17 protein-coding genes are annotated in these 20,563 nt (G+C 73.2%); 8 read left to right on the top strand and 9 right to left on the bottom strand.

All coding sequences use genetic code 11. The features are described 5' to 3' along the window. Positions 1-66: 66 nt before the first annotated feature. Positions 67-645 (bottom strand): ferritin-like domain-containing protein, encoded by a 579-nt coding sequence (locus tag ACFY93_RS17975; RefSeq protein ID WP_391359606.1) that lies wholly within the window; start codon positions 643-645, stop codon positions 67-69. Positions 646-782: 137 nt separating this feature from the next. Further along, complete coding sequence (locus ACFY93_RS17970; RefSeq protein ID WP_391359603.1) at positions 783-1,442, bottom strand: phosphoribosyltransferase family protein; 660 nt, start codon at positions 1,440-1,442, stop codon at positions 783-785. 335 nt (positions 1,443-1,777) lie between these two features. Here ACFY93_RS17970 and ACFY93_RS17965 point away from each other — a divergent pair, with 335 nt between their 5' ends. From ACFY93_RS17965 to ACFY93_RS17935, 7 genes are all read left to right on the top strand, one after another. Continuing rightward, a complete protein-coding gene (locus ACFY93_RS17965; RefSeq protein ID WP_391359600.1) occupies positions 1,778-2,005 on the top strand; it encodes a hypothetical protein in 228 nt (75 codons plus the stop codon). Positions 2,006-2,173: 168 nt separating this feature from the next. Then, positions 2,174-5,263, top strand: coding sequence for an FAD-linked oxidase C-terminal domain-containing protein (locus ACFY93_RS17960; protein ID WP_391359597.1), 3,090 nt, complete (start codon positions 2,174-2,176; stop codon positions 5,261-5,263). A gap of 80 nt (positions 5,264-5,343) precedes the next feature. After that, positions 5,344-7,164: a thiamine pyrophosphate-requiring protein gene (locus tag ACFY93_RS17955; protein ID WP_391359596.1), complete on the top strand. Its 1,821-nt coding sequence runs from the start codon at positions 5,344-5,346 to the stop codon at positions 7,162-7,164. A gap of 40 nt (positions 7,165-7,204) precedes the next feature. Further along, positions 7,205-9,001 (top strand): glycoside hydrolase family 15 protein, encoded by a 1,797-nt coding sequence (locus ACFY93_RS17950; RefSeq protein WP_391359593.1) that lies wholly within the window; start codon positions 7,205-7,207, stop codon positions 8,999-9,001. Positions 9,002-9,003: 2 nt separating this feature from the next. After that, positions 9,004-10,017: an SDR family oxidoreductase gene (locus tag ACFY93_RS17945; RefSeq protein ID WP_391359590.1), complete on the top strand. Its 1,014-nt coding sequence runs from the start codon at positions 9,004-9,006 to the stop codon at positions 10,015-10,017. A 60-nt stretch (positions 10,018-10,077) separates the two neighbouring features. Further along, positions 10,078-10,464 (top strand): DUF6479 family protein, encoded by a 387-nt coding sequence (locus ACFY93_RS17940; RefSeq protein ID WP_391359587.1) that lies wholly within the window; start codon positions 10,078-10,080, stop codon positions 10,462-10,464. Positions 10,465-10,761: 297 nt separating this feature from the next. Further along, positions 10,762-11,583 carry a SigB/SigF/SigG family RNA polymerase sigma factor gene (locus ACFY93_RS17935; RefSeq protein ID WP_391359585.1) on the top strand — a complete coding sequence of 274 codons (822 nt, stop codon included), beginning with the start codon at positions 10,762-10,764 and terminating at the stop codon, positions 11,581-11,583. 199 nt (positions 11,584-11,782) lie between these two features. Here ACFY93_RS17935 and ACFY93_RS17930 read toward each other — a convergent pair whose 3' ends face one another. Then, on the bottom strand, positions 11,783-12,079 hold the full coding sequence (locus tag ACFY93_RS17930) for an ANTAR domain-containing protein (protein WP_391359920.1): 297 nt from the start codon (positions 12,077-12,079) through the stop codon (positions 11,783-11,785). 259 nt (positions 12,080-12,338) lie between these two features. Here ACFY93_RS17930 and ACFY93_RS17925 point away from each other — a divergent pair, with 259 nt between their 5' ends. Further along, complete coding sequence (locus ACFY93_RS17925) at positions 12,339-12,551, top strand: hypothetical protein (RefSeq protein WP_391359582.1); 213 nt, start codon at positions 12,339-12,341, stop codon at positions 12,549-12,551. A gap of 34 nt (positions 12,552-12,585) precedes the next feature. Here the strand turns inward: ACFY93_RS17925 and ACFY93_RS17920 are convergent, their stop codons facing one another. The 6 genes from ACFY93_RS17920 to rhaI all read right to left on the bottom strand — a co-directional run bounded on the left by ACFY93_RS17920 (position 12,586) and on the right by rhaI (position 20,506). Continuing rightward, on the bottom strand, positions 12,586-13,233 hold the full coding sequence (locus ACFY93_RS17920; protein ID WP_391359581.1) for an LUD domain-containing protein: 648 nt from the start codon (positions 13,231-13,233) through the stop codon (positions 12,586-12,588). Beyond that, positions 13,230-14,714: a LutB/LldF family L-lactate oxidation iron-sulfur protein gene (locus tag ACFY93_RS17915; RefSeq protein ID WP_391359576.1), complete on the bottom strand. Its 1,485-nt coding sequence runs from the start codon at positions 14,712-14,714 to the stop codon at positions 13,230-13,232. The genes ACFY93_RS17920 and ACFY93_RS17915 overlap by 4 nt, the downstream gene beginning before the upstream one ends. A gap of 62 nt (positions 14,715-14,776) precedes the next feature. After that, positions 14,777-15,532 carry a heterodisulfide reductase-related iron-sulfur binding cluster gene (locus tag ACFY93_RS17910; protein ID WP_391359574.1) on the bottom strand — a complete coding sequence of 252 codons (756 nt, stop codon included), beginning with the start codon at positions 15,530-15,532 and terminating at the stop codon, positions 14,777-14,779. A 59-nt stretch (positions 15,533-15,591) separates the two neighbouring features. Next, entirely contained in the window at positions 15,592-17,028 is a 1,437-nt protein-coding gene (locus tag ACFY93_RS17905) for an FGGY-family carbohydrate kinase (protein ID WP_391359918.1), read from the bottom strand. A gap of 5 nt (positions 17,029-17,033) precedes the next feature. After that, positions 17,034-19,073 (bottom strand): bifunctional aldolase/short-chain dehydrogenase, encoded by a 2,040-nt coding sequence (locus ACFY93_RS17900; RefSeq protein ID WP_391359572.1) that lies wholly within the window; start codon positions 19,071-19,073, stop codon positions 17,034-17,036. 263 nt (positions 19,074-19,336) lie between these two features. Continuing rightward, positions 19,337-20,506 carry an L-rhamnose isomerase gene (rhaI, locus tag ACFY93_RS17895; RefSeq protein WP_391359570.1) on the bottom strand — a complete coding sequence of 390 codons (1,170 nt, stop codon included), beginning with the start codon at positions 20,504-20,506 and terminating at the stop codon, positions 19,337-19,339. Between the last annotated feature and the right edge of the window lie 57 nt (positions 20,507-20,563).

Below are 20,563 nucleotides of genomic sequence, written 5' to 3'. Positions count from 1 at the left end.
ACCGGAATGACGACTTCCATCATGCGTCAAGGCGCCGCACCGGTCATTCCGGGCGGTGCTGGCCGGTCAGGGCTGGTTCTGTGCCTGGTTCGCGGCGGCGTGCGCGGCGGCCCGCTCGGACTTCGCGCCCGCGGTGCTGAGCCTGCCCCCGCTGGACTCGAGGTGGGCCCGGACGAACCACTGGAACAGTTCGAGACCGCGCAGCTGCTCGATCAGCATGTCCTGGGTGACGGGGTCGGACTCCTCGGTCGCCGCCATCGCCGCACGGTGGTCCTCGATCACCGAGGTGTACACGAGGTCGAGTGCGCCGAGGTGCTCGATGGCCTCGGCGCGGCGGATGGAGTAGTCGCTCCAGTCGCGCTCGGCCACCAGGGCCCCGGGGGTGCCCTTCGGCTCGCCGCCCAAGGTGGAGATCCGCTCGGCGAGGTCGTCGATCATGGAGCGCACCTGTTCGACCTGGGGGTCGAGCATCTCGTGCACGGCGATGAAGTGCGGCCCGACCACGTTCCAGTGGATGTGCTTGAGCGTCAGGGCCACGTCGTTGAGCGCGTGCAGACGTGCCTGCAGCAGGGCGATGATCTCGCTGCCCGCTTCTCGGCTCAGCCCCGGCACGGTGTACGAGAGAGCCGGCTGCTGTGATGACACGGGGTCCTCCTTCAGAGGGGCGCTGGTGCTGTGCAGGCAAACACCCCGGTGCCCGAGCACGTCCGCAGCCGTCCGGCGTGGCGCCGTTTTTCACCGGTCCGGCAGGTGGAGCGGCGGCCCCGGGCACCGCGCCGCCGTCAGCCCCGCGACGGGCGGCCGAAGGCGCGCAGGGTGTCGATCACCTCGCGGTCCAAGACCTGGGCGAAGTCCTCGTACCACTCGCCGACCGACTGGAAGGACCGCGGCCGGTGCGGGCAGACGACGTCGTCGGCGTCCCGGCGCAGCGACTCGGCGGACTCGGGCGCGCCGACCGGCACGGCGAGTACCAGCCGGGCGGGGTCGCGGCGGCGCAGGAACCGCAGGGCGGCACGCGCGGTGACACCGGTGGCCAGACCGTCGTCGACGAGGAGGACGGTCCGCCCGCCGACGTCCGGGGCGGGGCGGCCGCCGCGGTACAGCTCCTCCCGGCGGCGCAGCTCCGTCCGCTCGCGCTCCACGTCCGCGGCGAGTGCCTCCTCGGTCAGCCCCAGCAGCTCCAGGGACCGCCGGTCGTACACGGGCGGCTCGTCGCCCACGATCGCCCCGACCCCGGTCTCCGGGCTGCCCGGTGCCCCGATCTTGCGGGCCACCACCACGTCCAGCGAGGTCCCCAGGGCTCGCGCGACCTCCGCCGCGACGGGGACGCCGCCGCGCGGCAGGGCCAGGACGACGGGATCGCGCAGAGCGCCGTCGGCGGCCCGCTCGACGAGCCGCGCGGCCAGCTCCCGGCCCGCGTGCCGGTGATCGTGGAACAGCATCGGTGGCTCTCCTCGGTGTCGACGGACGGGCCCGAGGGCGTACGGGCCCCGGTCCACTCCACTCCTGTCTGCCGCGTGCGGGCACCGCGGACGGCACGCCGGGCGGGCGGTTCGTCCGAGTGGGTGTGTGCGGTCGCCCGCGCGTGCCCGGGCGGCTGAGATGAGAGACGGACGACGGCAGGCGTGCCGGGCGCGAATCGGGTACTCGTCGCCGGGGGCCGGCACGCCCGCCCGGCAGGGGGCCGCGGCCACCGGGGCCGGGGCACGCGGGAGCGGCACCCCGGGACGCGTCCCCGGCCTCCGGCACGAGAGACCCGACACGAGAGAAGGACACCATGACCAGCGAAACCGGCGACGTCACCGGCACGAAGGACAAGCACTACAACCTGATCTGGTACGTCGAGGCCTGCCTCAGCAACGCGCTGCGGATGGAGACGTACATCAAGGACGCGGAGCGCGAGAACGACACCGAGCTCGCGGACCTGTTCCGCAAGGCCCAGGCCGACAGCCGCAAGGGCGCCGAGCTGGGCAAGGAACTGCTGCGCTCCCGGCTGAGCGTCTAGGGCCCGCCCACCCGCCCGGCCGGCCACGCCCAGGACGTGGGCGGGGCCGGCCTCCGCGCGGGATGCGAGCGAAAAGAAGCCCCCAAGAACCTTTGCACACTGCAATGGCGGGTACCCGGTGGCCCGGTGAACCGAGCGTCTTGGTCACAGATTCCGGAGGACATGAGGATGACGGAGGCCGCATCGAAGCCCGCGGTGCCCGGCGGGCAGCTGGACGTGGCGGAACTGGAGGCCGCGCTGCGCGACGCGGTCGACGCCGAGGTCCGCTTCGACGCGGGCAGCAGGGGCGCGTACGCCACGGACGGTTCCAACTACCGCCAGGTACCGATCGGTGTGGTCGTGCCGCGCACCGTGGAGGCGGGCGCCCGTGCGGTGGAGGTCTGCGCCCGCTTCGGCGCTCCGGTGCTCTCGCGCGGCGGAGGCACCAGCCTCGCCGGCCAGTCGACGAACACGGCGATCGTCGTCGACTGGACCAAGTACTGCCACGCGCTGCTGTCGGTGGATCCCGAGGCGCGGACCTGTGTCGTGGAGCCGGGCATCGTGCTCGACGCCCTCAACCGGCAGCTGGCCGGGCACGGACTGCAGTTCGGGCCCAAGCCGTCCACGCACAGCCACTGCGCCCTGGGCGGCATGATCGGCAACAACTCGTGCGGCTCCTCCGCCCAGGCGTACGGGAAGACCGTCGACAACGTGCGCCGCCTCGAAGTCCTCACCTACGACGGCACCCGCATGTGGGTCGGGCCGACCTCGAAGGAGGAGCGGGCCCGGATCGCCGTGGAGGGCGGCCGCCGCGCGGAGATCTACGACGGCCTGGACCGCATCGTCAGCGAGTACCTGGGCGACGTGCGCAAGGGGTACCCGAAGATCCCGCGCCGTGTCTCCGGGTACAACCTCGACTCCCTGCTCCCGGAGAACGGCTTCGACGTGGCCAGGGCACTGGTCGGCAGCGAGGGCACGCTCGTCGCCGTCCTGCGCGCCGAACTCGAACTGGTGCCCGTACCGCCGTACCAGTCGCTGCTGGTCCTCGGCTACGACGACATCTGCCGGGCCGCCGACGACGTGTCCGCCCTGCTGGAGCACAGCTCGCCGAGCCAGCTGGAGGCCCTCGACGGGCGGATGGCCCAGCTGATGCGCGAGGAGCAGGCCCACCTGGAGTCCCTCGACACCCTGCCGGACGGCGACGCCTGGCTGCTCGTGCAGTTCAGCGGCGACAGCCAGGACGATGTCGACGGGCAGGCGAAGGACCTGCTGCGGGCCCTCGGCCGCGCCGAGGACGACCCCCGGGTCGCCTTCTCCGACGACCCGGAGCGCGAGCAGCGGATGCTCAAGGCCCGTGAGGCCGGGCTCGGGGTCACCGCGCGCCCGCCGGACGACCGCGAGACCTGGGAGGGCTGGGAGGACTCCGCCGTCCCGCCCGAACGCCTGGGCGACTACCTCCGCGACCTGAAGAAGCTGTTCGAGGAGTTCGACTACGACCACCCCTCGCTGTACGGGCACTTCGGCCAGGGCTGCGTGCACACCCGGATCCCGTTCGCGCTCAAGACCGCCGAGGGCGTCGCCGACTTCCGCCGCTTCCTCGAGCGCGCCGCCGACCTGGTCGCCTCCTACGGCGGTTCCCTCTCCGGCGAGCACGGCGACGGGCAGTCCCGGGGCGAGCTGCTGACCCGGATGTTCGGCGAGCGGCTCGTCACCGCCTTCGGCGAACTGAAGGCCCTCTTCGACCCGGACAACCGGATGAACCCCGGCAAGGTCGTCGACCCGAACCCCGTCGACGGGCAGCTCCGCCTGGGCGCGGACTGGCGGCCGGCCGTCGTCGACTCCCACTTCGGCTATCCCGAGGACGAGCACTCCTTCACCCGCGCCGTCATGCGCTGCGTGGGGATCGGCAACTGCCGCAGCGAGCAGGGCGGCGTGATGTGCCCCTCGTACCGGGCCACGAAGGAGGAGGAGCACTCCACCCGCGGCCGCTCCCGGCTGCTGTTCGAGATGCTCGACGGCCACGCGGACTCCGCGGTCAAGGACGGCTGGCGCTCCACGGAGGTACGGGACGCGCTGGACCTGTGCCTGGCCTGCAAGGGCTGCAAGTCCGACTGCCCCACTGGCGTCGACATGGCCACGTACAAGGCCGAGTTCCTCGCCCACCACTACGCGGGCCGGCTGCGTCCGCCCGCCCACTACTCCATGGGCTGGCTGCCCGTGTGGGCCCGGCTCTCGCGCCTCGCCCCGTCGCTGGTCAACACCGTGCTGCGGGCGCCGGGCCTGTCCCGCGTGGGCAAGCTGCTGGCCGGGGTGGACCGGGCCCGGCCCGCCCCGGTGTTCGCGCCCGAGTCCTTCGTGCAGTGGTGGCGGGCGCGCGGCGGCGACGCGCCGGACCCCGCCGACCCGCGGACCGTGGTCCTGTGGCCCGACACCTTCAGCACCTACTTCCACCCGTCCATCGCGATCTCGGCCGTACGGGTCCTGGAGGACGCCGGCTTCCGGGTCGCCGTCCCCACCGACGCCGTCTGCTGCGGGCTGACCTGGATCTCCACCGGACAGCTGACGACCGCGAAGAAGGTCCTGCGGCGCACCCTCGACGTCCTGAGGCCGTACATCGAGGCCGGCACACCCGTCATCGGCCTCGAACCGTCCTGCACGGCGGTGTTCCGCGCCGACGCGCCCGAACTGATGCCGCACGACCAGGACGTGCGGCGGCTGGCCGGCCGGTTCCGGACCTTCGCCGAGCAGCTCGTCCACCACGCGCCCGACGGCTGGAAGCCGCCCGCGCTCGGCCGGCAGGCCACCGTGCAGACCCACTGCCACCAGCACGCGATCATGAAGAACGACCCCGACCGTGAACTGATGCGCCGCGCGCACATCGACGCCGACGTCCTCGACGAGGGCTGCTGCGGCCTCGCCGGCAACTTCGGCTTCGAGAGCGGCCACCACGAGGTCTCCATGAAGGTCGCCGAACAGGGCGTCCTGCCGGCCGTCCGCGCGGCCGCCCCCGGCAGCCTGCTCCTCGCGGACGGCTTCAGCTGCCGCACCCAGATCGAGGACGGCGGCACCGGACGCCGGGCCCTGCACCTCGCCGAGGCGCTCGCCCTCGGTCTCGAGGGGCCGCTGCCGGCCGACCGGCCCGAACGCCTCGCCCGGCGGCCGCGCGAGCCCTCACCCACCCGCCGCTGGGCGGCCACCGCGGGCGCCGCCGCCGTCACGGCCGCGGCCGCCGCGGCCGCCGGACGCGCCGTCGCCTCCACGCTGCGGCGCCGCGCCTGAACCGGCGCGTCCGGATACGGGACCCGCCGCCCGGCGTCCGGCCACGACCGCCCACCGCCCGACCAGAAAGGTCACTCTCCATGTCGATGAAGGTCTCCGACTACGTCCTGCAGCGCCTGCGCGAATGGGAGGTGGAGCACGTCTTCGCCTACCCGGGCGACGGCATCAACGGCCTGCTGGCCGCGTGGGGGCGCGCCGACAACAAGCCCCAGTTCGTCCAGGCGCGGCACGAGGAGATGGCCGCCTTCGAAGCGGTCGGCTACGCCAAGTTCTCCGGCCGGGTCGGCGTCTGCGCGGCGACCTCCGGGCCCGGCGCCATCCACCTCCTGAACGGCCTCTACGACGCCAAGCTCGACCACGTGCCCGTCGTCGCCATCGTCGGGCAGACCAACCGCAGCGCCATGGGCGGCTCGTACCAGCAGGAGGTCGACCTCGTCAGCCTCTACAAGGACGTCGCCTCCGACTTCTGCGAGATGGTCACCGTCCCCGAGCAGCTGCCGAACGTCATCGACCGCGCGATGCGCACCGCGATGGCCCGCCGCTCGGTGACCGCCGTCATCATCCCCGCCGACGTGCAGGAACTCGACTACTCGCCGCCCGGACACGCTTTCAAGATGGTGCCCTCCAGCCTCGGCATGGCGCAGTACGCCCCGGTGCCGGCCGACAGCGACATCGAGCGCGCCGCCGAACTGCTGAACGCGGGCGAGAAGGTCGCCGTCCTCATCGGGCAGGGCGCCCGCGGAGCCCGCAAGGAGGTCATGGAGGTCGCCGAACGGCTCGGCGCCGGTGTCGCCAAGGCACTCCTCGGCAAGGACGCCCTCGACGACGACCTGCCGTACGTCACCGGCTCCATCGGGCTGCTCGGCACCCGGCCCAGTTACGAGCTGATGCAGGACTGCGACACCCTGCTGGTGATCGGCTCCAGCTTCCCGTACACCCAGTTCATGCCCGAGTTCGGCCAGGCCCGCGCCGTGCAGATCGACATCGACCCGCACATGGTCGGACTGCGCTACCCCTTCGAGATCAACCTCGTCGGAGACGCCCGCGAGACGCTGACCCGGCTGCTGCCGCACCTGAGGCAGACGAAGAACAAGAGCTGGCGCAAGACCGTCGAGAAGAACACCGCCCGCTGGTGGGAGGTCATGGAGCGGCGCGCCGCCGTGGACGCCGAACCGGTCAACCCCGAGTACGTCGCCCACGCGCTGAACGACCTGCTCCCCGAGAACGTCATCCTGGCCGCGGACTCCGGCTCCGCCGCCAACTGGTACGCCCGCCATCTGCGGCTGCGCGGCGGCATGCGCGGCTCGCTCTCCGGCACCCTCGCCACCATGGGACCCGGCGTCCCGTACGTGATCGGCGCCAAGTTCGCCCACGGGGACCGGCCCGCGATCGCCCTGGTCGGGGACGGAGCCATGCAGATGAACGGCATGGCCGAGCTGATCACCGTCGCCAAGTACTGGCGGCAGTGGGAGGACCCGCGCCTGATCGTCGCCGTCCTCAACAACGAGGACCTCAACCAGGTGACCTGGGAGATGCGCGCCATGTCCGGCGCCCCGCAGTTCCTGCCGTCCCAGTCCATCCCCGACGTCGCCTACGCCGACTTCGCCCGCATGGTCGGCCTGGACGGCGTCCGGGTGGAGAAGCCCGAGGACGTACGCGGGGCGTGGGAGGCCGCGCTGGCCGCGACCAGGCCCTTCGTGATCGACTTCCGCACCGACCCCGCCGTGCCGCCGATCCCGCCGCACGCCTCGCTCGACCAGATCGAGGCCGCCGCCGTCTCCATCGTCAAGGGCGACAGCGACCGCGTCGGCATGGTCCGCCAGGGCCTGAAGGCCAAGGTCCAGGAGATGCTGCCGGGCGGCCGGCACCGCGAGGACCGGCCCGGCGCCGAGGGCGAGTGATGGCGCGAGCGGCCCGGCCGGGCGGAGGCGGGGGAGCGGCATGAGCACCCTCTTCCCGCCGCACGCCCTGCACGACTACGCCCTGCTGGCCGACGGCGAACGCGGTGCCCTGATCGGGCCTGACGGCGCCGTCGCCTGGCTGTGCGCGCCCACCTGGCACGACGACGCCGTCTTCGCCTCCCTGATCGGCGGCAAGGGCGTCTACGCGATCACGCCCGAGGAGAGGTACGTCTTCGGCGGATACTACGAGGAGGGCACCCTCATCTGGCGCAGCCGCTGGGTGACCGGGGACGGTGTCGTCGAGTGCCGCGAGGCCCTCGCCTTCCCAGGCGACCCGGACCGCCTCGTCCTGCTGCGGCAGCTGCACGCGGTCGACGGGCCCGCCCGCCTGCGCGTCGTCCTCGACCCCCGCGCCGACTACGGCCGGGCGGGCCTCGAACAGGTCCACGAGAGGGACGGCGTCTGGCACATGAGGTCGGGCGGCCACCGGCTGCGCTGGCAGGGCATGCCCTCCGCGACCGTGGGCGAACAGGGCCTGACCGCCGACCTCGTGCTGCGCGAGGGCGAACGCCGCGACCTGGTCCTGGAGTGCTCCGGCGGCGAACCGCCCCGGCGGCTCCCGGAGGCCGGCGAGGCGTGGCGGGAGACCGAGGCGGCCTGGCACCGGAGCGTGCCCCGGCTCGACGGCACCATCGCCACCACCGACGCCCGCCGCTCCTACGCCGTGCTGCGCGGGCTGACCACCAGGAACGGCGGCATGGTGGCCGCCGCCACCACCAGCCTCCCCGAGCGCGCCGAGGAGGGCCGCAACTACGACTACCGCTACGTGTGGATCCGCGACCAGAGCTACGCGGGACAGGCGGCCGCCGCCGTCGGCGCCCCCGAACTCCTCGACGACGCGGTCCGCTTCGTCACCGAGCGGCTGCTCGCGGACGGCCCCGGCCTCGCCCCCGCCTACACCGTGCACGGCGGCGCCGTGCCCGAGCAGGGCGAGCTGGACCTGCCCGGCTACCCCGGCGGCTTCGACCGCGTCGGCAACCACGTCCGGGAACAGTTCCAGCTCGACTGCTTCGGCGAGGCGCTGCTGTTGTTCGCCGCGGCCGAACGGCTGCACCGGCTCGACACCGCCTCCTGGAAGGCCGTGGAGACCGCCGTGCGGGCCGTCGCCGACCGCTGGCGCGAACCGGACGCCGGGATCTGGGAGCTGGACGACCACCGGTGGACGCACAGCCGGCTCACCTGCGTCGCCGGTCTGCGGGCCGTCGCGGCGGCCGCGCCCCGCCACCCCCTGTCCGGCACCTGCGTCCGGCTGGCCGACACGATCCTGGCCGCCACCACCGAGACCGGCCTGCACCCGCGAGGCCACTGGCAGCGGGCTCCCCACGACCCGAAGGTCGACGCGGCCCTGCTGCTGCCCTCGGTACGCGGCGCCCTGCCCGCCGACGACCCCCGCACCCGCGCCACCCTGGCCGCCTGCCGGCGGGAACTGACCCAGGACCACTTCGCGTACCGCTTCCGGCACGACGACCGGCCCCTCGAAGAGGCCGAGGGCGCGTTCCTGCTGTGCGGGTTCGTGATGGCGCTCGCCGAACACCGGCAGGGGCGGGCCGACCCCGCGCACGAACAGGGGCAGGCCGTCTCCGCGCACCGCTGGTTCGAACGCAACCGCGGGGCGTGCGGCGCGTCCGGCCTCTACGCCGAGGAGTTCGACATCGCCCAGCGCCAGCTGCGCGGAAACCTGCCCCAGGCGTTCGTGCACGCCCTGCTCCTGGAGACCGCCGCCCGTCTGGCCGAGCCCCCGCAGAACCGGGGCCCGGACCGGGAAGAGAGGACATGATCATGCCCGAGACCGTCGTCATCACCGGAGCCAGCGCGGGCATCGGCCGCGCCACCGCCCGCCTCTACGCCCGGCGGGGCGCCAACGTCGTCCTGGTCGCCCGGGGGCGCGCGGGACTGCGGGCCGCCGCCGACGAGGTCGAGGACGTCGGCGGACGCCCGCTCGTCCACATCGCCGACACCTCGGACGCCCGTCAGGTCGAGGCCGCGGCCGATGCCGCCGAGGAGGCCTTCGGCACCATCGACGTGTGGATCAACTGCGCGTTCACCAGCGTCTTCGCGCCGTTCGACGAGATCACGGCCGAGGAGTACCAGCGGGTCACCGACGTGACGTACCACGGGTTCGTCAACGGCACACGGGCCGCGCTGAAACGGATGCTGCCGCGCGACCGGGGAACGATCGTCCAGGTCGGCTCCGCCCTCGGCGAGCGCTCCGTCCCGCTGCAGTCGGCGTACTGCGGCTCCAAGCACGCCATCAACGGCTTCACCTCGTCCGTGCGCACCGAGCTGATGCACCGCGGCAGCAACGTCCACATCACCGTCGCCCAGATGCCCGCGGTCAACACACCGCAGTTCTCCTGGGTGCACACCCGGCTGCCCGGCCATCCGAGCCCCGTCCCGCCGATCTACCAGCCCGAGGTGGCCGCCCGCGGCGTCGTGCACGCCGCCGATCACCCCAGGCGCAAGCAGTACTTCGTCGGCGCGACCACTCTGGCGACCGTCTGGGCCAACCGCTTCGTGCCCGCCCTCCTCGACCGCTACCTCGCCCGCACCGGCTTCGACGCGCAGCAGATCGAGGGCAAGCCCCCGACCGGGGACAGCAACCTCTTCGAGCCGGTCGACGCTCCCCCGGGCAGCGACCACGGCGCCCACGGCATGTTCGACGACTCCTCGCACGGCCACTCCCTGGAGGCCGCCCTGGCCCGCCACCCCGCCTGGACGTTCGTCGGCGCGGGCGTCGTCGCGGCCACCGCAGTCTCCGCCGCCCTCCACCGGCGCGGCCGCGGACCGGCGTAGCCGGGCGGACCCACCCGAACGACGGAGAATCCGGCCGTCCGCCCTGGGTACCCGGTGTCCATGACGCACTCGGTGAGCACGCACACGCACCACTACGAGGCCGTCACGTCGAGCGTGGGGTTCGGCGTGATCGGCGCCTTCGTCGGCGGCCTCGTCATCGTCGCCGCCCTCATCTGGGCGGTCCGGCTCGGCGTCCGGACGAGGCGGCGGGAGCCGGGTCCGCCCCGGCACGACCAGCAGCCCAGGATGCCGCGGTCCGGACCGGTGCACGAGACCCGGGAGCGGCGGGAGCCGGACGAGGTGCCGCGGGCCGCCGACGAGAGCGAGCGGCTGACCCCGCACGACCTGCACGCCTCCGGCAGCAGGCGGAGCGAGGACCAGGAACGCCCGCGCTGGGACTCCGGCTCCAGCGGCTCGTTCGGCGGAGGCGGCCCCGGCAGCACCTGAGAAACGCCCGCATTATAGGCCCGGCTCACCATTCCGCATTCCGGGGATACGGCGAGTGAATTCACTCCCGCGCATTCGAAGGACCTCTCCCGCAAAGCCAGCGGAGGCCTTCGGGTGAATTCCACGGAATTGTTTCGGTGCGCCGGGCAGCGGGAAAAGATTGCACAGTGCTTCGGACAGGAGGCACGTCCGTGGGAGCCCGGTCGGCTCGAATCACGGGTGTGTCCCGGACGATTCGACAAGACGCTCCCATGGTGACTGTCCCAACTGCACCCTTCGAGGGAGTGGGCGAGCACTATGCGAGTCCCCGCCAGAACGAAGCAACACCCCCACGACGACGCACCCGACACCGCTGAGGCGTTCGAGAGGCTCGCCGGCCTGCCGGACGGGCCCGAGCGGCAGGCACTGCGTGACGACATCGTGCGGTCCTGGCTGCCCATGGCGGAACGGATAGCGGGCCGGTACCGCGGCAGGGGCGAGTCGATCGAGGACCTCTGCCAGGTCGCCGCACTCGGGCTGGTCAAGTCCGTCGACCGCTACGACCCCGAGCGCGGCAACGCCTTCGAGAGCTACGCCATCCCCACCATCACCGGCGAGATCAAGCGGCACTTCCGCGACCACATGTGGACCCTGCACGTGCCGCGCCGCATCCAGGACCTGCGCAACCGGGTCCGCTCCGCCATGAAGGACCTCTCCCAGACCCCGGGCCGGCTGCCGACGGTCGCCGAGATCGCCGCGTACACGCAGCTCAGCGACGAGGACGTACGGGCCGGGCTCGAAGCCCTCGACAGCTTCACCGCGCTCTCGCTCGACGCCGAACTGCCGGGCAGCGAGGACGGGTACGCGCTGGGGGACTCCCTCGGCCAGGACGACGGGGGATTCGACCTCGTCGTCGACCGCGAGGCCGTCAAACCCGCGCTCCGTGACCTCCCCGAACGCGACCGGACCATCCTCTACCTGCGCTTCTTCGGCGGGATGACCCAGAGTGGCATCGCCGGCCGGCTCGGCATCTCCCAGATGCACGTCTCCCGGCTGCTCAGCGGCTGCTGCGCCGCGCTGCGGGAGCGGGTGCAGGCCGAGGAGGCCGAAGCGGACGAGAAGCCGCGGGACGCCGCCTGACCCCGGCCGCCCGGGTCGAGTCCTCTCGGTCCGGGCGGCGAGGCGGCGAGCTCACTGCCGAACCCTCCCGGGAAAAGGCTCGCCGGATTCCCGCCACTGTCCGGACTATCCGGGCGGCCCCGATCGAAACCGACCCGCGGGCGCGAATACCAGGGGGCCGCAACGAGGGGGCCGCACCCGCCGCCGGGCCCTTCGGCATTCACCGCAACGGCCGGTACTCCATCGTGCGCGCCGGCGCCGGACCGCAACGGTCGAGAGCCTCCTCCAGGGCGGTTCGTACCGAGGACGGCAATTCCCCGGTCCTGGCCCAGAGAAGGACCATCTCCGCGATGTCGCGGAGTTTCACGTTCGTGTGCTGGGAGACCTCGCGCAGTACGGTCCAGCCCTCGTCCGGCGTCACCCGGCCCAGGGCGACCACCAGGCCGATCGCCTGGTCCACGACGGCGTGCGAGGTCACGGCGTCCTTGAGCTGGTCGATCTCCTCCTGGAGTTCCATGATCCGGTCCGCCTCGCTGACGGGCCCCGGCGCGGCCGGGAGCGACGTCTCGTCGTGCGGCGAGCGGGCGCTGGTCATGGCGTCACCTCCGGGGTCGGGCGCCGGCCCGCGCCCGAGGCGGCGGACCGGCCCACGTCTCCATTCGCTTCCATCGTCGGCACTCACCGGCGGCTCTGCCAGTGCGGACGCCACGGACGCGGACACCGGGCCTGCCCGTGTAGCCGGGGATCATCGCGGGACCGCGGGGTACCCGCCGGGCATGCCTGACACCCCGCGGCGCCCCTCGAGGCGCGAGAAGCCGGCCCGCACCGCCACCGAGGAGGTCCTGGAAGAGGTGAAGGAGCAGGAGTACGAGGACGACACCGGCACCGGCACCTCCGGCGGCGACCGGGGCGGTTCGGGCGACCCCATCAGCCCCAGCCCCGGAGCCAACCGGAGGACGGCCGAGGGCCGCCCCCAGGACAGGGCCTAGGATCCCGCGGGACGCCGCGGACGCGGAGCGGCCCTCAGACCCCTTCCACCAGCACGACCTCCAGGGTGCGCGGTCCGTGCACCCCTTCCACACGGTCGAGTTCGATGTCGCTGGTCGCCGACGGGCCGGAGATCCAGGTGAGCGGTCGCGCCGGGTCGAGCCGCTCCAGGGCCTGCGGCACCGACGACACGACCTGGCCGGGCACCCGTACGACGCAGATGTGGTGGTCGGGGACGAGCGTGATCCGGCGCCTGCCCTGGTCGGGGGAGCCGTCCAGCACGAGGGTGCCGGTCTCGGCGACGGCGACCGCGCATCCGGTCACCACACTGTCGATCCGGTCCAGGTCGTACGGCGTGTCGGCCGCGTCGTCCGGTACCCGCTCCGCCGCGGCGTCCGCCAGCCAGCCGTCCGGCAGACAGGGCGGGACCAGGACGGTCCGCGCGCCGCGCCCGGCCAGGAGCCGGGCCAGCAGCGCGGGCAGGCCCGCCGCGTCCGTCCGGTGCACGAGCGCCCGGTAGTCCGCGAGGTTCTCCGCCAGCAGAGCGACCGCCCGCTCGGCGTCGAGGCCGCCGTGCTCGCGCAGATAGCCGCGCTCGACGGCCTGGTCGTAGGGCGTGTCGTCGCGCGGCACGCCGGCCAGCGCGCGCCGCACCCGGCCCAGGATCAGGTCCCTGCTGCTCATGTGGCGTCCTTCCCGCCCCGGGTGCGCTGCCACCAGTCGCGGAAGGGCTCCGCGGGCACCGTCGGCAGATCGCGGCTGTCGCTCCACGCCCGGCCGGGCCCCGGGAGCGTACGGGGGTGGAAGCGGCGGGTCCGCGACGCCAGCCGCTGGCCGGCGCGCAGCGCGCCCGGGTTGTCGAACGCCCAGCGTGCCGCGCGCATCGCCGCCCGCTCGGCGGCGTGTCCCTTGGCCGGCTTGAGGACGACCTTGGCGCCGTCGCGTGTCGCCACGCCGCCCTGGACGACCCGCTCCCGCAGATGCACCAGCACCTCGGGGATGTCGATGGCGACGGGACAGACCTCGTAGCAGGCACCGCACAGCGAGGACGCGTACGGGAGCGAGGCGTCGATCTCGCTCGCGGTGCCCCGGAGCTGGGGGCTGAGGATCGCGCCGATCGGGCCGGGGTACACCGAGCCGTACGCGTGCCCGCCGGCCCGCTCGTACACGGGGCAGACGTTGAGGCACGCCGAGCAGCGGATGCAGCGCAGGGCCTGGCGGCCCACCTCGTCGGCGAGGGTGTCGGTGCGGCCGTTGTCCAGGAGGACCAGATGGAAGTCACGCGGGCCGTCGGCGCTTTCCGGGCCGGACGGGCCCGTCCAGGTGGAGGTGTACGGGTTCATGCGCTCGGCGGTCGAGGAGCGGGGCAGCGTCTGCAGGAAGACCTCCAGGTCCCGCCAGGTCGGCACGGTCTTCTCGATGCCGACGACCGAGATGAGGGTCTGCGGCAGGGTCAGGCACATCCGCCCGTTGCCCTCGGACTCGACGACGACGAGGGTGCCGGTCTCGGCCACCATGAAGTTGGCGCCCGAGATCCCGACCTTGGCGCGCAGGAACTTCTCGCGCAGGTGCAGCCGGGCCGCCTCGGCGAGTTCGGCGGGCGAGTCGGTGAGCCCCTCGGGCGCCGGGCGGCCCCACTCGCTCATCTCCCGCGCGAAGATGTCCCGGATCTCGCCCCGGTTGCGATGGATCGCCGGGACGAGGATGTGTGACGGGCGGTCCCTGCCCAACTGAACGATCAGCTCGGCGAGATCGGTCTCGTAGGCGTGGATGCCCTCGGCCTCCAGGGCCTCGTTGAGCCCGGTCTCCTGGGTGGCCATCGACTTGACCTTGACGACCTCGGACTCCCCGGTCGCCTTCACGAGATCCGCGACGATCCGGTTGGCCTCGTCGGCGTCGGCGGCCCAGTGGACCGTGCCGCCGGCCGCGGTGACCGATTCCTCCAGCTGGACCAGATACCGGTCGAGGTGGCGCAGCGTGTGGTCCTTGATCCGCTTGCCCGCCTCGCGCAGCGCCGCCCAGTCGGAGAGTTCCGCGACGGCCTTCTCGCGCTTGGCGCGGATGGTGTGCGTGGCGTGGCGGAGGTTGCCGCGCAGGGTGTCGTCGCGGATCGCGGCGCGCGCGGCCTTCGGAAACGCCGGCATCCCGACGAAGGTCCCGCTCACGTGCCCCGCTCCTCGCGTGCGGTCCGGCCGGCCCCCCGGCGGCCCGGACGGTGTGCTCCCGCTCATGCGCTCGGCTCCTCCTCCGTGCTCGCCAGGATCTCCGCGATGTGCACCGGCCGCACGGCCGTACGCAGCCGGCCCATCGTGCCGCCGATGTGCATCAGACAGGAGTTGTCGGCGGCGCACAGCACGTCGGCTCCCGTCGACTCGGCGTTGCGTACCTTGTCGGCGCCCATCGCCGCGGACACGTCGGCGTTCTTCACGGCGAAGGTGCCGCCGAACCCGCAGCACTCCTCGGCGCCGGGCAGCTCCAGCAGTTCGAGCCCCTTCACCGCCTCCAGCAGCCGGCGCGGACGGTCCCCGAGCCTCAGGGAGCGCAGACCGTGACAGGTGGGGTGGTAGGTGACGGTGTGGGGGTAGCAGGCGCCGACGTCCGTCACCCCGAGCACGTCGACCAGGAACTCGGTCAGCTCGTACGTCCGGGGCACCACCGGTGCGAGGGCCCGGGCGAGCGTGTCCCCGCGGCCCTCGGCACGGGCCCGTTCACCCATCCGCGGATACAGCTCCCGCACCATCGCGCCGCACGACCCCGAGGGCGTCACGATCGCCTCGTAGCCGCCGAAGACGGCGGCGAACCGCCGGGCCAGTGGCTCCGCCTCGTGGCGGTAGCCGGTGTTGTAGTGCGCCTGCCCGCAGCACGTCTGGCCGGCCGGGAAGTCGACGTCCACACCGAGCCGGGTCAGCAGTCTCACCACGGCGCGGCCGGTGTCCGGGTAGAGCGTGTCGTTGACACAGGTCAGGAACAGGGCGACACGCATCGCGGCTCCTTCGGGTCGGTCGTCGGACGGGAGCAGGGTACGGGCCGGGGCGGGTCGCGTCACCGCGCGGTGAGCCGGGCTTCGGCCTCCCGCCACGGGGCCGTACCGCCGCTCGGTTCGTACCGCCGCAACGGCTGCGTACGGGCCACCAGTTCACGCATCGAGGCACGGTCGCCGACCAGGCCGTGGGTCCGCGCCTGGACGAGGACGTTGCCCAGCGCGGCGGCCTCGGCGGGGCCCGCCACGACCGGCAGGCCGCAGGCGTCGGCGGTCAGCCGGCACAGCAGCTCGTTGCGGGCGCCGCCGCCGACGACGTGGACGACGTCGACCGGCCGGCCGGTGAGCGCCTGCGCCTCGGCGATTGCCCCGCGGTGGGCCAGGGCGAGCGAGTCGAGGACGCAGCGGGTCGTCTCGGCGGGGGAGTCCGGCACCGGCTGGCCCGAGGCCCGGCAGGCGTCCGCGATCCGCCGGGGAATGTTCCCGGGGGCGAGGAACGCGGCGTCCCCGGCGTCCACGACCGAGCGCAGTGCGGGCACCTTCGCCGCCTCGCCGAGCAGCGTGGGCAGGTCGGGGGCGCCCCAGGCCCGCAGAGACTCCTGGAGGAGCCACAGGCCCATGATGTTGCGCAGATAGCGGACGGTGCCGTCCAGCCCCAGCTCGTTGGTGAAGTTCGCGGCCCGGCTCGCCTCGGTGAGCACCGGGGCGTCCAGTTCGAGCCCGGCCAGCGACCAGGTGCCCGTACAGATGTAGGCGAAGCGCTCGCCGGCGGCGGGCACCGCGGCGACGGCCGAGGCCGTGTCGTGGGAGCCGACCGTGGTCACCGGGACCGGACCGGTCAGCCCGGTCTCCTCCAGCACCTCGGGCCGCAGCACCCCGGCGGGGTCGCCCGGCCGGCGCAGCGGGGCGAACAGGCCCAGGTCGATGCCGAGCCGCTCGGCGGTCCCGTACGCCCAGTCACCGGTGCGCGGGTCGATCAGCTGGGTGGTCGAGGCGTTGGTCAGCTCCGTTCCCGGCTCACCCGTGAGCCAGTACGTCAGCAGGTCCGGCACCAGCAACAGCCGCCGCGCGGCCGCCAGTTGCGCCGTCCCCCGCGCGGCGACCAGCTGGTACAGCGTGTTGAACGGCGCGTACTGCAGGCCCGTCGCGGTGTACAGCTCGGCGGGGGGCACGGTCTCCCACACCCGTCGCGCGACACCCTCGGTACGGGCGTCCCGGTAGTGCACGGGGCTGCCGAGCAGTGCCCCGTCCGCGTCCAGCAGCCCATAGTCGACGGCCCAGCCGTCGATCCCCACGGAGTCGACGGGACCGGCGCGCCGCAGCCCTTCGAGCACTCCCGCGTACAGCGACAGGACGTCCCAGCGCAGCCCCTCGGGAAGCCGCACGGGCCGGTCCGCGAAGCGGTGCGCCTCGGTGAGTTCCAGGGTGCCGGGCCCCACGCGGCCGGTCATCACCCGTCCACTGGACGCGCCGAGGTCGACCGCGGCGTACGTGCGCACAGCGCTCACCGCAGGAACGCGGCGGCGACGCCGGCGTCGACCGGGACGTGCAGTCCGGTGGTGTGGGTCAGGTCGCCGCCGGTCAGCGCGAAGACGGCGTTCGCGACGTGCTCGGGCAGCACCTCGCGCTTGAGGAGGGTCCGCTGGGCGTAGAACTCGCCGAGCTTGTCCTCCGCCACGCCGTACACGGCGGCGCGCCGCGCGCCCCAGCCGGCCGCGAAGATCCCGGAGCCGCGCACGACGCCGTCCGGGTTGACGCCGTTGACGCGGATGCCGTGCTCGCCCAGTTCGGCGGCGAGCAGCCGCACCTGGTGGGCCTGGTCGGCCTTGGTCGCCGAGTACGCGATGTTGTTCGGACCGGCGAACACCGCGTTCTTCGAGGCGATGTAGACGATGTCGCCGCCCTGCCCCTGCGCGATCATCGTCCGGGCCGCCTCCCGCGAGACGAGGAACGAACCGCGGGCCATGATGTCGTGCTGGAGGTCCCAGTCCTTCGCGGACGTCTCCAGCAGGGGCTTGGAGATCGAGACGCCCGCGTTGTTGACGACCAGGTCCACCCCGCCGAAGGCGAGCACGGCCGCCTTGAAGGCGTCGGCGATCTGCTCCTCGTCCCTCACGTCCACGGTGACGGCGACGGCCTTGTCCGCGCCGCCCAGCTCCTCGGCGACGGCCGCCGCGTTCCCGACGTTCAGATCGGCGACGACGACGCACGCGCCCTCGGCGACCAGCCGGTGCGCGATCGCCTTGCCGATGCCGCTGCCCGCGCCGGTCACCAGCGCCACCCGGGTCGCCAGGGGCTTCGGCCTCGGCATCCGCCGGAGCTTGGCCTCCTCCAGCGCCCAGTACTCGATGCGGAACTTCTCCGACTCCTCGATCGGCGCGTACGCCGAGACGGCCTCAGCGCCGCGCATCACGTTGATCGCGTTGACGTAGAACTCGCCCGCCACCCGCGCGGTCTGCTTGTCCTTGCCGAAGGAGAACATGCCCACCCCGGGGACCAGCACGATCGCCGGGTCGGCGCCGCGCATCGCGGGGGAGCCCGGCCCGGCGTGCCGCCGGTAGTAGGCCGCGTACTCCTCGCGGTACTCCGCGTGCAGCTCCTTCAGCCGCGCGACCGCCTCCTCGACCGGCACGGTCGGCGCCACGTCGAGGACCAGCGGCCTGACCTTGGTGCGCAGGAAGTGGTCGGGGCAGGAGGTGCCCAGCGCGGCGAGGCGCGGGTGCCCGGCGCGGGCGAGGAAGTCGAGGACGACGCCGGAGTCCGTGAAGTGGCCGACCTGCGGCCGGTCCTGGGCGGCGATCGCCCGGACGTACGGGGCGAGCGCGGCGGCCCGCTCCCGGCGCTCGTCCTCGGCGAGGGCCTCGAACCCGGCGAGGACCGGCCCGAAGGGCTCCGCCTTCCCGCGCCCGGCGAGGAACGCCTCGGCGGTACGGATGATGTGCAGCGAGTTGCGTTCGCACTCCTCGGAGGTGTCGCCCCACGCGGTGATGCCGTGCCCGCCCAGGACGCAGCCGACGGCCCGCGGGTTGGCCTCCTTGACGGCCGCGATGTCGAGTCCGAGCTGGAACCCGGGCCGCCGCCACGGCACCCACACCACGCTGTCGCCGAAGCACTCGGCGGTGAGCTTCTCCCCGTCGGCCGCGCAGGCCAGCGCGATACCGGAGTCGGGGTGCAGGTGGTCGACGTGGGCGGCGTCCACCAGGCCGTGCATGGCGGTGTCGATGGAGGGCGCGGCGCCGCCCCTGCCGTGCAGGCAGTAGTCGAACGCGGCGACCATCTCGTCCTCGCGCTCCTCGCCCGGATACACCCCGGCGAGCGCCCGCAGCCGGTCCAGCCGCAGCACGGCCAGCCCCGCCCCGGTGAGCGTCCCGAGGTCCCCGCCGGACCCCTTGACCCACATCAGCTCGACCTCACCTCCGGTCACCGGGTCGGTGCCGGTCCCCTTCGCGGAGGTGTTGCCCCCCGCGTAGTTGGTGTTCCGGGGATCGGAACCGAGCCGCCGGGAACGCGCCAGCAGAGCGTCGGCCTCAGGATGCGATGCCATGATCAGACCAGTCCTTAAGAAGTACGTACACGAAGACGCGCCCGGCGGACGGGCGGGCCATGCCGACGTGCGGCTGCGCCGCGTCGGCGCGAACAACCTGAACAAGCCCGCGGGGCCGAAAGACACGCGCGGGGAACACCCCAGCGGGAAACGTCCGCGCAGGCATTCCCCCCGCGGGGAACGTCCGCGCGCGGAGCGCCCCGCAGGCGCGCCCCGGCCGGGCCCCCGCCCCGGGGAGCATCCGCGAAAGCCCGGTGCGACGGCTACGCTCCCCAGCCCGCCTGCGCTCCCCCCACCCGCTCCGCCGCGATCCGCTCCTGCCACCCCGACCGCCGGTACGCCGCGATCGGGTCCGCGTCCAGCCCCAGCTCCGTCCGCACCTCGCCGAGCAGCGGCCGCACGTCGGTGTTGTAGGCGTCCATCAGCACCGCGTTGGCCTCCAGCACGTCACCGGAGCGCTGGGCGGCGTCCAGGGCCTCGCCGTCGACGAGCAGCGCCTTCGCCGTGGCCTCCTGGACGTTCATCACGGAGCGGATGATCGCGGGGATCTTGGCCTCGATGTTGTGGCACTGGTCGAGCATGAAGGCGGTGCCGGGGGCGAGGCCGCCGCCCCGGATCACCTCGTACATGATCCGGAACAGCTGGAAGGGGTCGGCGGCGCCCACCATCAGGTCGTCGTCGGCGTAGAAGCGGGAGTTGAAGTCGAAACCGCCGAGCTTTCGCTCCCGCAGCAGGGTGGAGACGATGAACTCGATGTTCGTGCCGGGTGCGTGGTGGCCGGTGTCGACGACGACCCGGGCCTTCTCGCCGAGCTTGAGGCAGTGCGCGTAGGCGGTGCCCCAGTCCGGGACGTCGGTGGCGTAGAAGGCCGGCTCGAAGAACTTGTACTCCAGCAGCATCCGCTGCCCGTCGCCGAGCCGGTCGTACACCTGGACGAGACCCTCCGCGAGACGGTCCTGGCGCCCGCGCAGGTCGTCCTGGCCGGGGTAGTTCGTGCCGTCGGCGAACCACAGCTTGAGGTCCCTCGACCCGGTCGCATCCATGATGTCGACGCACTCGAGGAGATGGCCGACGGCCTTGCGGCGCACCGTCGCGTCGGGGTGGCAGATGCTGCCGAGCCGGTAGTCGTCGTCCTGGAAGGTGTTGGAGTTGACCGCGCCCAGCCTCAGGCCGCGCTCCCCGGCGTACCGGGCCAGGGCCGCGTAGTCGTCGACCCTGTCCCAGGGGATGTGCAGGGCGACCGTCGGCGCGACGCCGGTGAACTCGTGCACCTTCGCCGCGTCGTCCAGCTTCTCCCGCGGGGAGCGCGGCACTCCGGGCTGCGCGAACACCTTGAAACGGGTCCCCGAGTTCCCGTACGCCCATGACGGTGTCTCGATGGCCTGGGTCTTGAGCGCGGCCTTCACGGCGGTGACGTCGGATCGGCTCGTCATGGTCAGTGCTCCCGGGTGCCAGGCGGACGCTGCGGCCGGCGGGGTGAGGCGGCGAGC

Source organism: Streptomyces sp. NPDC008313 (assembly GCF_042956125.1).
Taxonomy (GTDB): Bacteria; Actinomycetota; Actinomycetes; order Streptomycetales; family Streptomycetaceae; genus Streptomyces.
The sequence above is the reverse complement of the archived record's forward strand: the minus strand, read 5'-3'. Positions and strand labels throughout refer to the sequence as shown.